The sequence below is a fragment of the Protofrankia sp. CiP1_Cm_nod4 genome, from assembly GCF_982290645.1.
In genome coordinates this window covers 44,144-56,176 of the sequence record NZ_CEVIVC010000018.1, presented here as the reverse complement: position 1 = coordinate 56,176, position 12,033 = coordinate 44,144, and the positions used below count along the sequence as shown (strand labels likewise).

10 protein-coding genes and 1 tRNA gene are annotated in these 12,033 nt (G+C 71.3%); 3 read left to right on the top strand and 8 right to left on the bottom strand.

The window, feature by feature from the left end:
• The 5 genes from AC5LSR_RS06080 to AC5LSR_RS06060 all read right to left on the bottom strand — a co-directional run.
• Nucleotides 1-806: hypothetical protein (locus tag AC5LSR_RS06080; RefSeq protein ID WP_250284430.1), on the bottom strand; the 806-nt coding region annotated here is incomplete at its 3' end.
• Between the two features lie 342 nt (nt 807-1,148).
• A complete protein-coding gene (locus tag AC5LSR_RS06075) occupies nt 1,149-2,360 on the bottom strand; it encodes a THUMP-like domain-containing protein (protein WP_250284432.1) in 1,212 nt (403 codons plus the stop codon).
• A gap of 120 nt (nt 2,361-2,480) precedes the next feature.
• Nucleotides 2,481-2,557 (bottom strand) — tRNA-Pro (locus AC5LSR_RS06070).
• 174 nt (nt 2,558-2,731) lie between these two features.
• Nucleotides 2,732-3,670, bottom strand: a complete 939-nt coding sequence (locus AC5LSR_RS06065; RefSeq protein ID WP_250284434.1) for a metallophosphoesterase — start codon at nt 3,668-3,670, stop codon at nt 2,732-2,734.
• 217 nt (nt 3,671-3,887) lie between these two features.
• Nucleotides 3,888-4,238 carry a cupin domain-containing protein gene (locus AC5LSR_RS06060; RefSeq protein WP_250292844.1) on the bottom strand — a complete coding sequence of 117 codons (351 nt, stop codon included), beginning with the start codon at nt 4,236-4,238 and terminating at the stop codon, nt 3,888-3,890.
• 94 nt (nt 4,239-4,332) lie between these two features.
• Between AC5LSR_RS06060 and AC5LSR_RS06055 the strand changes: the two genes are divergently transcribed.
• Both AC5LSR_RS06055 and AC5LSR_RS06050 read left to right on the top strand, forming a co-directional pair.
• Nucleotides 4,333-4,956, top strand: coding sequence for a TetR/AcrR family transcriptional regulator (locus AC5LSR_RS06055; RefSeq protein WP_493464524.1), 624 nt, complete (start codon nt 4,333-4,335; stop codon nt 4,954-4,956).
• Nucleotides 4,957-5,055: 99 nt separating this feature from the next.
• The gene (locus AC5LSR_RS06050; RefSeq protein WP_250286561.1) at nt 5,056-5,523 is read left to right on the top strand and encodes a GatB/YqeY domain-containing protein; all 468 of its coding nucleotides are present in this window, start codon (nt 5,056-5,058) and stop codon (nt 5,521-5,523) included.
• 306 nt (nt 5,524-5,829) lie between these two features.
• On the opposite strand, the gene AC5LSR_RS06045 is transcribed toward AC5LSR_RS06050, so the two are convergent.
• Complete coding sequence (locus AC5LSR_RS06045; RefSeq protein WP_445548576.1) at nt 5,830-8,397, bottom strand: transglycosylase domain-containing protein; 2,568 nt, start codon at nt 8,395-8,397, stop codon at nt 5,830-5,832.
• Between the two features lie 284 nt (nt 8,398-8,681).
• On the opposite strand from AC5LSR_RS06045, the gene AC5LSR_RS06040 reads away from it, so the two are divergent.
• Nucleotides 8,682-9,038, top strand: coding sequence for a WhiB family transcriptional regulator (locus AC5LSR_RS06040; RefSeq protein ID WP_131768817.1), 357 nt, complete (start codon nt 8,682-8,684; stop codon nt 9,036-9,038).
• A gap of 550 nt (nt 9,039-9,588) precedes the next feature.
• On the opposite strand, the gene bagB is transcribed toward AC5LSR_RS06040, so the two are convergent.
• A complete protein-coding gene (gene bagB / locus AC5LSR_RS06035; protein WP_250286564.1) occupies nt 9,589-10,887 on the bottom strand; it encodes an ArsA family ATPase in 1,299 nt (432 codons plus the stop codon).
• On the bottom strand, nt 10,884-11,906 hold the full coding sequence (bagA, locus tag AC5LSR_RS06030) for an ATPase BagA (protein ID WP_250286568.1): 1,023 nt from the start codon (nt 11,904-11,906) through the stop codon (nt 10,884-10,886). Before bagA ends, bagB begins: the two co-directional genes overlap by 4 nt.
• Between the last annotated feature and the right edge of the window lie 127 nt (nt 11,907-12,033).

The following is a 12,033-nucleotide window of genomic DNA, read 5'->3' as shown; positions in this document are numbered from 1 at the left end:
CCCGGCCCGCAGATATCCTTCCCCACGATGGCGGTGGCCGGGTCGAATCTTTCGTGGTATGCCGGCTGGCCGGGTTCGGTGTCGGCGTAACCGAGCGGCCGGCCCGGGGCAAGCAGCCCCTTTTTCATGGCTTCGCAGTCGAAATCCCAGTACAGGGCGCCCCTGCCACCGATACCGCTTATTCCATCCCGGCCTGCCGGTGCCGTTCCCGGCCGGTAGAAGGTGATATCAAGATCACGATGCACCGTGAGCAGCGCCCGGAAGGAATCACGGCGCAGCGGATACACATACACGTGGTTCGCCGTGACCACCAGCGTCCCCGGCTTTTCACCAGGAGCGTAGGTGATACTCCCCTTCGCCCGGGCGTCAGGGGCCGCCAACGTCACACCCGGCGCGAAACGCGCGGCAGGGAAAAGAATCTCGTCGTTTTTCGACGGATCGGCGGCCGTCTCCTGGATGGACTGCCGTAGTCCGTTGTTCATGGTCGCGTACACCGGACCGAGGTCACCGCCGAACACCCGGGGATCCAGGTAGGCGGCGACCAGGAGCTTCTTCGCCTGTTGCAGGGCCGTCTCGACCTCGGCCGCGGTGAAGGAGCCGGTGTCGGCCGCGGCGGGCAGGACAAGCCCGTCCGCGCCGGCGGCGAAACTCGCGGCCGGGGTGCCAGCAAAAGGATCCGCGGCGGTCGGTGACGCCGCGTTCCGATCGTCCCGTATCCGGTGCAACAGCGGCAGGCCGAACAGCACGCCCACGCAGAAGGCCGCGACGAGAACCACCGTGACAGCCAGCAGGATCCGGCGGACCATGGCCCGCCGCCCCCGGCGGGCGTGCCTGTCGAGGACTTCTCCCCACGGGTCGTACTGATGAATACCTACTGAAAGCCCTTGTCAAGGGAGAAAGGTGATGAAGCTGACAGGCATGACATAAGGCCGCGGGGCGCATCGACCGACTTCTGGAACGGGCGGCCCGAGCCGCACGGCATGAAGATCAACAGAATGTTGGCCGGATGTCCCGGATACCGGGGCTCGGCCGCGGCCATCCTCGGCCAGGCCGGCTGATCACGGCCTGGCTGATCACGTTCTGGCCGGTTCCGCTCTGGCCAGCCCCTGGCCGGGCGGGGTGTGCTCGGGACGCGGTATCGCGGGCCGTCACTCGTCGGTGAGGCAGGTCAGGCCCCAGGGGCGGTTGTCGACACGGGTCATGACGAGGGTGGCCCGGCGGGTACCGGAGAGCTTCAGGCGTTTACGCAGCTCGTCGACGTCACCCGCCAGGCCGCGCCGCCGGATGTCGACCGATCCGATGTCCAGCGCGCGCAGGCGGGCGGGCAGCTGCTTCTGGTTCCACGGCGCGGAGTCGATGACGCGCAGCGGACGGCCGAACGGCGTGCGTATCGGTGCGTCCGCCGACAGGAAGGCGATTCTTTCGTCGATCTTCCAGGCGCCAAGTTCCCGGGCCAGCTCCGCGACGAGCCCGGCACGGGTGACAGCCGGGTTCGGGTCGAGGAGGTATTCACCCGGCGCCCGCACCGGCACCGCGGGCGCCCCGTAGCCCGCCGGCGCGGGGGTGAGCGTGTGCCCGCCGGGCAGGAGGGTCGCGCGGGTGCCCGTGGTGGCCAGCGCCGGGGACCAGGCCACCGCCTCCTTGAGGTCCCTGCCCACGGCGATGAACTCCAGCTCCCAGCCGGCGGGCACGGCCTCCCGCGGAAGCCCGGGAGCGGCCTTGATCCCCACCTTCGCGACCCGTCCGGCGAGCTCCAGGCACCAGGCCAGCGGTGGCTCGCTGTCACCGGTGCGCAGCCGCCGCTGACCGGCGCGCCGGGCCGGGTCGACGAACACCGCGTCCGCCCCCGCCAGATCGACGTCGCGGACGTCGGAGAGAACGGTCGTCACGCTGCCCCCGACGCCCAGGACGTCCGCGTTGGCCCGCGCGACACGCAGATGGAGCGGGTCGACGTCCACGGCGATCACCCGGTGGTGCCCGGCGAGCGCGAGCATGTCCCCGCCGATACCGCAGCACAGGTCGGCGACGGTATCCCCGGCCGCGTACCGCGAAGCGGTGTGCTCGGCCACGACCTGCGGCGACGCCTGTTCCAGGCCGGCGCGGGTGAAGAACATCTCCATCGCCCGGCTGAACTTCGCCCCGGCCGCCGTCCGCAGCTCGTGCTGGCCCAGCGCGTCGACCACGAGATCCGTCGGATAGTCGACACGCAGCCGCGTCCCGAGGCGCAGCGCCTGCCGCGGGCCGGCCGTTCCCCTGGCTCCCCCGCCTCCGCCGATGCCGCCGCCCGCACCGGCTTCGCTGGCGAGGCGATCGAGCAGTTCGCTCCCGCTGGACGTCAGCAACGCCTCGAAGCGCGCCACCCGCGATTCCGTTTCGTCTCCCTTCCCGCGACGGCGGCCTGCCGTTGGGAGGAAACGGGAAGACCGAAGAGCGCAAAGAACTCAGGCCCCATGATCCAAAAAAGGATCACAGGGCCTGCGTGGTCGGGGTGGCGGGATTCGAACCCACGACCTCTTCGTCCCGAACGAAGCGCGCTACCAAGCTGCGCCACACCCCGTGACCACCACGAAGTCTACCTGATCCGCCGGCCATCCTCGGCACGGGGTGGCCGGACAGGTTCGCGGGGAGCGGCTCCAGCCCCCGGCAGCGGCACGAAGGCCGCGACAGCGCCCACCTCCACCACGGGCCACGCTCACCCCCACGGGCCACGGCGCCGGGTCCGCGCGGGGCGTCAGGTCCATGCGGCCGGCGCGAGGGTGATCAGGGTGGCCTCCGGCCGGCAGGCGAACCGGACCGGCGCGAACGGGGACGTCCCGAGGCCCGCGGAGACGTGCAGCCACGACGAACGCCCGCCGGCCTCGTAACGGGACAGCCCGCGGACCCGGCCACGGTCGAGGCCACAGTTGGCGACCAGCGCCCCGACGAACGGCACCCGGATCTGCCCGCCGTGTGTGTGGCCGGAGAGCGTCAGCGCCACCCCGTCCGCGGTGTAGGCGTCCAGCACCCGGGGCTCCGGGGTGTGTGACAGCCCCAGCACCAGATCGACGTCGCCGTCGTCGCGCGGGCCGAGCACCGCGGAGAGATCGTCCCGCCCGAGCCTGGCGTCGTCGACGCCGCGGACGTCGATCCGCAGCCCACCGGCGCGCAGCGTCGTCCGGCTGTTGGTCAGGTCCAGCCAGCCGCTGTCGGCGGTCAGGCTCTTGGCGAAGCCGGCCCAGTCCAGCGGGGTGCCCTTCGGGGTGGAGACGTCCTTGGGCAGCAGGTAGCGGTGCGGGCTCTTCAACGTCGGCGCGTAGTAGTCGTTGTTGCCCGGCACGAACACCCCGGGGAAGCCGGACAGGGACGACAGCGCCAGCAGCGTCGGCTCGTCGGCGTCCGGATGCGCCAGGACGTCACCGGTCAGCACCACCAGGTCGGGCACCAGGCGGGCGAGATCCCCGATCCACTCCAGCTTGCGCTTCTGGTTCGGGGTGATGTGCAGGTCGGAGATGTGCAGGATACGCAGTGGCGGTGCGTCCCGCGCGAGCATCGGCAGCACCACCCGACGCAGGGTGTAGGCGGTGCGCTCGTAGCCAGCGGCATATGCCAGGGCAAGGGCACCTGCCGCTCCGAGCCCGGTGGCCGTCCGACCGACAGTGCGCCCCCGCGCCCCTGAAGGTGACCGTTTCAACCGTCGCCCACTCGTCATCGGACAAGTGTGGCTCAGGTTGCGCTGTGATGGGCGGCTCGCGGGGCGCGTCGCGTACGCCGTGACCGACCGGACATCCGCCGCCGGCACCTGCCGGGCCGGCCGTCGGCGCCCGCCGAGGCCAGAGCTGGTCCGGCAGCCGACCGGTACGTGGGTGGACGTGGCCGCAACGGCCGTGGAGGGCGGTGCGATGGCCGGGTCAGCCGCCGCTGGGGCCGAGGGCGTCGGCGGGGGCGGGCAAACCCGCGGGCCTGGGCTCCTTCAGCTCGATGAAGATCGAGTGCGTGTCGGTGCCGCCTGTGTTCTCGCCGCTGTGCCGTTGGGCGTCGAGCCAGCGCGCCTGCCCGGCGGGGAGATCGACCTCGGCCTGCCGGCCACCGGCGCTGATCCTGCGCCGGAACGAGGTCAGGGTGACCATGACGCTGTCGGGGTGCTCGTGGGGGCTGGTCCTGTCACCGGGCCGGTCCCGGTACTCCAGGATCCGGACCCGGTCGTTCTCAAAGATCACCTTGTAGAGGTCGGGGTCCGTCACCGCCGGATCCAGGCACATGGCCACCTCACCTGCCTCACCATCATGATCCGTCCCATCATCATGGGATTCACATGTCCAACATGGGACCCATATTCCATGGGATGAAAGTACTATGATGGAGATGTCGGTTCCATATGAGCTGACGGGACGCCGCCAGCAGAAGGCCCGTACCCGCGACGCGCTGGTCACGGCCACCCGCAGGCTGCTCGCCGAAGGGGTGACCCCAGGCGTCGAAGACGCCGCCGCGGCGGCCGGGATCTCCCGGACGACCGCGTACCGCTACTTCCCCAACCAGCGCGCCCTGCTGCTCGCCGCCCACCCGGAGATCCAGCACGAGTCCCTGCTGCCCGACGACGCACCGAGCGACCCGCTGGCCCGGCTGGACCTGGTGATGCGGGCCCACCTGCGCATCACCCTCGACTGGGAACCGCAGCTACGCGCCGCCCTGCGGCTGTCACTGGACGCTGCTGCCGATGCCCAGCCGCCGGTGCTGCGCCAGGGGCGTGCCATCGGCTGGATCGAACGCGCCCTGGCACCTCTGCGGGAGACCCACCCCGACCTCGACCCGCACCGGCTGGCCGTCACGATCCGCTCCGCCGCCGGTATCGAGGCACTGATCTGGCTCACCGACGTCGCTGGTCTCTCCCGCGACGAGGCCGCCGAGACCCTGCGCTGGTCGGCCCTCGCCCTGCTGCGGGCCGCGCTCGCGGGCAGCCCACCCGCCAGTAGCTGTTGATCGCTCCCAGGGCAGGCCGCCGCCAGCGGCTCCGGCGCCGGCTTCTCGGCGATCCGCCGATGCGACGGGCGTCCGGCGCCGACCACTAAGGTCATCTGTGTGAGCGAACTGAAGGATCGTCTGCGGGCGGATCTCACCACGGCGATGAAGGCGCGGGACGCGCTGCGGACGTCCACCCTGCGGATGGCCCTGGCGGCGCTGAAGGACGAGGAGGTCGCCGGCAGGAGCGTTCGCGAGCTGTCCGACGCCGAGGTGCAGAAGGTACTCACCCGGGAGGTCCGCAAACGGCGGGAGGCCGCCGAGGCCTTCACCGCGGCGGGCCGCGCGGAACAGGCCAGCAAGGAAAACGACGAGGGTGGGATCCTGGCCGCCTACCTCCCTCAGCAGCTTGGCGACGACGAACTCGCCGCGATCATCGACAGGGTGGTCGCCGAACACGGCCTGGCCGGGCCGAAGGCCATGGGCGCCGCGATGAAGGCGGTCCAGCCCGAGGTGGCCGGGCGTGCGGACGGGGCCCGCGTCTCCGCCCTGGTCCGTGCCCGGCTGGCCGCGTCGCCGCCCGCCTAGCCCGTGAGCCGGACGCGAGCTGGACGTGAGCGGAACGTGAGCTGGGCACCGCTGGCGGCGGCATCCGGTACCTGCCGCTGACGAACTGGCCACCGCGGGCCAGCGGATCCCCCGTCAGCGGCAGGTGGGCGCGGCCCGTCCGGACACCGGCCGGGCGGCGTACGGCCCTGGTGGGACACGGCCGACCGGCCCCCGGTCAGGGCCGACCGGCCCCCGGTCAGGGCCGACCGGCCCCCGGGCAGGAGAGGGCGGCTCCCGGGCAGGAGAGGGCGGACGGGACGATCCGCCAGCGGCCGGCAGGGCCCGTCAGCCCGCGCCAGCCCTGCCGTCGCCCCGGGCACGCCTGGATCCCGCGGTGGCGGGACCGGGGCGAACGGAGGTCCTCCCGCTGTCGAGCCGGGCCGGGGCTCCCCCGGCGTCGGTTCGGAAGGAGCGCAGGACGAAGCCCTGGGAGACCATCAGCACGACCTCCGAGCCCTCGTCCACCTCCTGATTGCCGCCGGGATTCATCGCCAGCACCGTCCCCTTCGAGAACGGGCTCCAGATCTCCTGCACCGTCACCCGGAAGCCCTGGGAGGTCAGCTGCTGCTGTGCCAGGGACAGGTCCAGGCCGACGACGTCCGGCAGCGTCTTCTTCGCCGGGTGGGGCTGGGTGGCGTCCGGGGAGGGCATCGGCGCGACCGGCAGCCCGAGCCCGTCGACGGTGCCACGCATCGTCCTCGCCCACACCTGGGCGGGCAGGCCGCCACCGTAGACGACCGGATGACCGAGGACGTTACGCAGCGGATACGTCGTGGGTGAGCGCGGGTCGGCGACGGTCACGGCGGTGGCCAGCTGGGGGATGTAACCGGCGAACGACGCGGTGCTGAAGCCTTCGGCGGTGCCGGTCTTGCCCGCGGCCGGCCGGCCGATCTGCGCGTTGGGGGCCCCGGTCCCGTACAGGATGACGCCTTCGAGGACCGAGGTGACCGTGTCCGCGATCTCTGTCCTGAGCACCTGGCGGCACGGCCCGGGCGCGGTGTAGGGCACCGGCCGGTCGGTGCTGCCGACCCGCTGGGTGATCGACTCGAAGGGCCGCGGATCGCACCGGACACCGTGGTTGGCCAGCGTGGCGTAGGCGGTCACCAGATCCATGGTGGAGATCTCGTTGGTGCCGAGCACGGCCGCTCCGTCGACCGGCCCGATGCCGCCGCCGGGGCAGCGCAGGGACGCGGACTGGTCCTGCACCCGGCAGGAGGTCACCCCCAGCCGGCGTGCCATCTCGGCGGTGCTGCGCAGCCCGACCTTCTCCGCGAGCTGGATGTAGTAGGTGTTGACCGAGTCCCAGGTCGCCGTGGTCATGGAATATAAGCCGGCCTCGTTCGGGTCGGCGTTGCCGTAGCAGTCCCCCTGGCTCTGGCGCCCGTTGTCGTCGGTGTCCGGATTGTGGAAGACATCCGAGTGGTAGCAGGCCGGGGAATAGTACGTGGTGTTCAGCGGCAGCCCCTTTTCCAGGGCCGCGGCAAGGGTGAAGACCTTGAAGGTGGATCCCGGGGAGAACGAGGCCTGCTCCAGCGGGATTATCTGCTTGGTGTGCACGAAGTCGGTGGTCCGCTCCGGCGGCTGGCCGTCCGCGGACGGGCCGTACTCCCGGTTCACCGCCAGCGCCAGCACGTTCCCGGTGCCCGGCTGGAGCGTCACCACTCCCGCCGCCACCCGGTTTCCGGGCGGCACGACGGTGTTCGCCGCGTTCTGCGCGGCGGCCTGGGCGACCGGGTCGAGCGTGGTGCGGATCGTCAGGCCGCCCTCGAACAGCAGCCGCTCCCGGTCCGTCTGGGTCGCCCCGAAGCGCTCGTCGGCAAGCAGCGCGCGGCGGACGTAGGCGCAGAAGAACGGCACCGACGACAGCTGGCAGGGGTCTGCCGCCTGCGGTGGACGGTTGAGCACCACCGGGGCCCCCCGAATCTGTCGCAACTGCTCATCGCTGACGTGGCCGAGTTCGTGCATACGCTCCAGGACGACGTCCCGTCGCGACATCGCCGCCTGCGGGTGCAGCACCGGGTTGTAGGCGGTCGGGTTCTTGACCAGACCTGCCAGCATCGCCGCCTGCGGGAGGGTGAGCTGGTCGGCCTCGACGTTGAAATAGTGTTTCGCCGCGGTTTCCACGCCGTAGGCGCCGTCCCCGAAGTAGGCTATGTTCAGATACCTTTCAAGAATCTGGTCCTTGCTCAGGTGCTCCTCGAGGTAAAGTGCGTAGCGTGCTTCCCGGAGTTTACGTCTGACGGTCTGCTCGGTCGCGGCGTCTTTTTCCTCCTTGGAGGTCGCGGCCTGCAGGAGGACGTTCTTCACGTACTGCTGAGTGAGAGTGGACCCGCCTTGCGTGACCGCCCCGGACTCCTGGTTGGAGACATAGGCCCGCAGCAGCCCCCGGTAGTCGAGGCCGGTGTGCTCGTAGAAGCGGGAGTCCTCGATGTCTATGACCGCCTGGCGCAGTACCGCCGGAATGCGGTCGAGGGGGACGATCTGCCGGTCCTGCTCACCTCGCAGATATCCGATGACATTACCCCTGGCGTCCAGGATGCGGGACGCCTGCGGCAGTGGCGGGACGGCGAGGTTCGCCGGCAGGTCCAGGAAGGCGTCGGCGCCGCCCTTCACCGTCAGGCCCGCCAGCGCCACGACCGGCAACATCACCAGCGCGAGCAGGACACCCGCGAGCCCGCTGAGGATCATGGCCTGCCCGGCCCGCTCGACCACCGTCCACACGCGCGGACGGCCGCGACGTGGACCGTCCGGCATCAGGCCGGCACCCGACGCGACCCCTCTGCCGTAGCCGGCCCGGTCGGAACCGGCGGGCGGCCACAGGCCCTCGCGGCCTGGGCCTGTCGCGCTGGTCACGTCCGGGAACCTCCAAACGGCCCCCTCGCACGGCCGCTCAGCCGCGCTTCCCGCACCAGCGTACGACCGCACGGAACGGACATATGAATGTCACGCACACGACATGATCTGGTTACAGATAGCGCCTCTCTCGTCATTCGGATCAATGGCCCGGACGGGTCATTTAGACAACCACCCGTGTGGGGTCTGTGCCGTGGCGGAGACGCTCCATACGGTTTCGGGCGAAGCCACGTCACCACCCGCACGGGCCCCCTGACCCGGTCTCGAGAAGAAAGGCAGGTGGCATGACCAGCAGCCTGGCGACCCGCACCAGTGCCGCCCGACGTGCCAGCTCGACACAGTTGATCGGCTCGACCGTCGACGGCGACTGGACCGCGAACGCGGCCTGTCGCGACCTGGACCCGGACGACCTCTTCGTCCAGGGAGCGGCACAGAACCGGGTGAAGACCCGGTGCTTCGGATGCCTCGTCCGCACCGAGTGCCTCGCTGACGCCCTTGACAACCGAGTGGAGTTCGGAGTCTGGGGCGGTATGACCGAACGGGAACGCCGGGCACTGCTGCGCCGGCGACCGGACGTCACATCGTGGCGGAAGCTGCTCGCGGACGCGCGCGCCCACCACGGCACCGCCTCCGCCGGTTAGGACCGTCCGCACCTCGTCCCCTACTGGTCACCTACTGGCGTCCTGTTGGTTTTTCGTTGACGAACTCGCTGTCCGGCTCCCCAGCGCGGCTCATCATCACACGTCTATGGGGCATTGCGGACATCAACGTCACTAACGGGACAACCGCTCGACGACGGCGTCGCTGCCAGCGATGATCCGGGCTAGCCGGACGAGCAAGGACGACCGGACGGACTCAGATGCCCGATCCGCTCGACGGGTGCGCGATCACAACCGTTCGCGCACCCGCGGGCTCGACCAGCCGACAGCCCCCGCGGGACACGCGACACCGCCGCCCGCGCGCCTGTGACGTTCCGTAGTCCCCGCCGGTTGAGATCCACCCGGCGGGGCAGGCGACACCGCTGCCCTGCGCCCCCACAGTCCTCATGAAACCGGCCGGTCGCCGACAGCCCCACCAACGCCAGGCGGGAGACGGCGTCGGCGAACGCAGCCACGGCGCGGCGGACGCGGGGTGACAGGGGACGAGAACCACGTCACCACCCCATTCGGCCGCCACCCTCTTCGGTTCGCGCTAGCTGGTCTGCCCCGGGGCGACGTCGTGGGCCTGCTCGGGGAGGCCGGGAAGGTCGGGGAAACCGGGCGGACTGTCACCGGCAAGTACGGCGCCGACAGCGCGCAGGCCGTCGAGGTCGTGAACGTCGCCGGCGAACGCGTCGACCTCGACCAGGGGCGTGTCGGGATGCGCGCTGGTGAAGCGGTCCCGCAGGCGCTGCTCCCGGGTGGCCAGCCGCACCCGTTCCGCGTGGATGCGCAGCACCGCCGCCGCCAGCGGATGTTCGGCGTGCTCACCGAGCGTCTCGGCCGCCGCCAGGCTGCGTTCCACGGTCAGCCCGCGGGCGGGCGGCCCGACCGGGTGGACCCGGTTGACGACGAGGCCCGCCAACGGCATCCCGTCCGCGTCGAGACGGTCGACGAAGTACGACGCCTCCCGCAGCGCCGCGGCCTCCGGCGCCGCCACCACGACAAAGGACGTCCCGGGCGCGCCCAGCAGCTGGTACGTCTGGTCGGCGCGCTGCCGGAACCCTCCGAACATCGTCTCCAGGGCGGCCACGAACTGGCTGAGGTCGGCGAGCAGCTGCGCGCCGACGATCTTCGTCAACACCCTGCTGAACACACCCAGCCCGACGCCTACGACCTTCAGGTACATCTTCCCGCCGGCCTTCGCCGGGGCGAGCAGCAGCCGCAGCAGCCGGCCGTCGAGAAAGGCGCTCAGGCGGTTGGGCGCGTCCAGGAAGTCCAGGGCCGACCGGGTCGGCGGGGTGTCGACGACGATGAGGTCCCACTCGCCCGTCGCGTCCAGCTGGCCGAGCTTCTCCATCGCCATGTACTCCTGGGTACCGGCGAAGGACGACGACAGCGACTGGTAGAAGGGGTTGTCGAGTAACTGCTGGGCGCGCTCCGGGGTCGCGTGCACGAGGACGATCTCGTCGAACGTCCGCTTCATGTCGAGCATCATCGCGTCGAGATGGCCACCCGCGGAGCGGTCCACCCCCACGACCTCCCGGGGGTTGTTGTCCAGCTCGGTCAGGCCCATGGACTGGGCCAGCCGGCGGGCCGGGTCGATCGTGAGGACGACCGTCCGGCGGCCCCGCTCGGCCGCGCGCAGCGCGAGCGCGGCGGCGACCGTGGTCTTCCCGACCCCGCCCGACCCGCAGCACACGATGATCTTCTCGCTGTCGAGCATGGCGTCGACGTCCAGCACCGGCACCGCGGACGCCGGCGCCATGGACGCGGGCACCCTGGACGCGGGCGTTGCCGGGGGCAGCCGCGTCCCCACAGCCGCGAGCCCGCTCGTCCGACCGTTGCTCATCCGACCATCCGTTGCATCCGCAACAACTCCGCGAACCGGTAGATCACGCCGACGTCCACGCCGTCGGCGACCAGGGGCAGTTCGTACACAGGACGTCCCAACGCCTCGATCTCGCCGCGTTCGGCCCGCTCCAGGGCCACCCGGTGGGCATGCTGGGCCGCCTCCGCCACCAGCGCGTCCACCAGCGCGGCAGCGGGGACGATGCCGGCCGCCTTCACGCCCGCGGCCAGCTCCTCGACGTCCAGCCGGCCCGCGCCGGCCCGCTTGAGCTCCTCGTCGACGAGCAACGGCGTCCGGACCATGTTCACGATCACACCGCCGACCCGCAGCCCGGCGGCACGCAGCTCGGCGACGCCGTCCACGGTCTCCTGGACCGGCATCTCCTCCAGGAGGGTGACCAGGTGCACGGCTGTCTGCTCGGAGCGCATCACCGCCATCACGCTGTCGGCCTGGGCGCGGACCGGGCCCACCCTGGCCAGCCCGGCGACCTCGGCGCTGACGTTGAGGAACCGGGTGACCCGCCCGGTCGGCGGCGCGTCGAGAACCACCGCGTCGTAGGCCCTGCCCCCGGGGCGGGCCGCGTCCGGGCGGTTGACCGCCTCCTTCACCTTGCCGGTGAGCAGGACGTCACGGACGCCCGGCGCGATCGTGGTGGCGAAGTCGACGGCGCCGATCCGCTCCAGCGCCCGGCCCGCGCGGCGGAGGTTGTAGAACATCTCCAGGTACTCCAGCAGCGCCTCCTCCGCGTCGATGGCGAGCGCGAAGACCTCGCCGCCACCGGGAGCGCTCGCGACCTTGCGTTCCGCGTAGGGCAGCGGCGGGGTGTCGAAGAGCTGGGCGATCTGCTGGCGTCCCTCGACCTCGGTGAGCAGGACGCGCCTGCCACCGGTGGCCAGTGCCACCGCGAGCGCACCGGCGACGGTCGTCTTGCCGGTGCCGCCCTTGCCGCTCACCACGTGCAGGCGGCAGCGCCATGGCCCGTCCGCGGCGTCCCACGATGGAGTCTCCTGCGGCGTCACATCAACGACCGTACCCGGCCGGCCCCGGCCGTTCCGGTCGACGAACAGGCAGCGGGCGCGATATCCACCGATATGTCCTTCACCCGTGTCCTTCGCCGGGCCCGTGCCCGCCCGTGCCCGCCCGCGG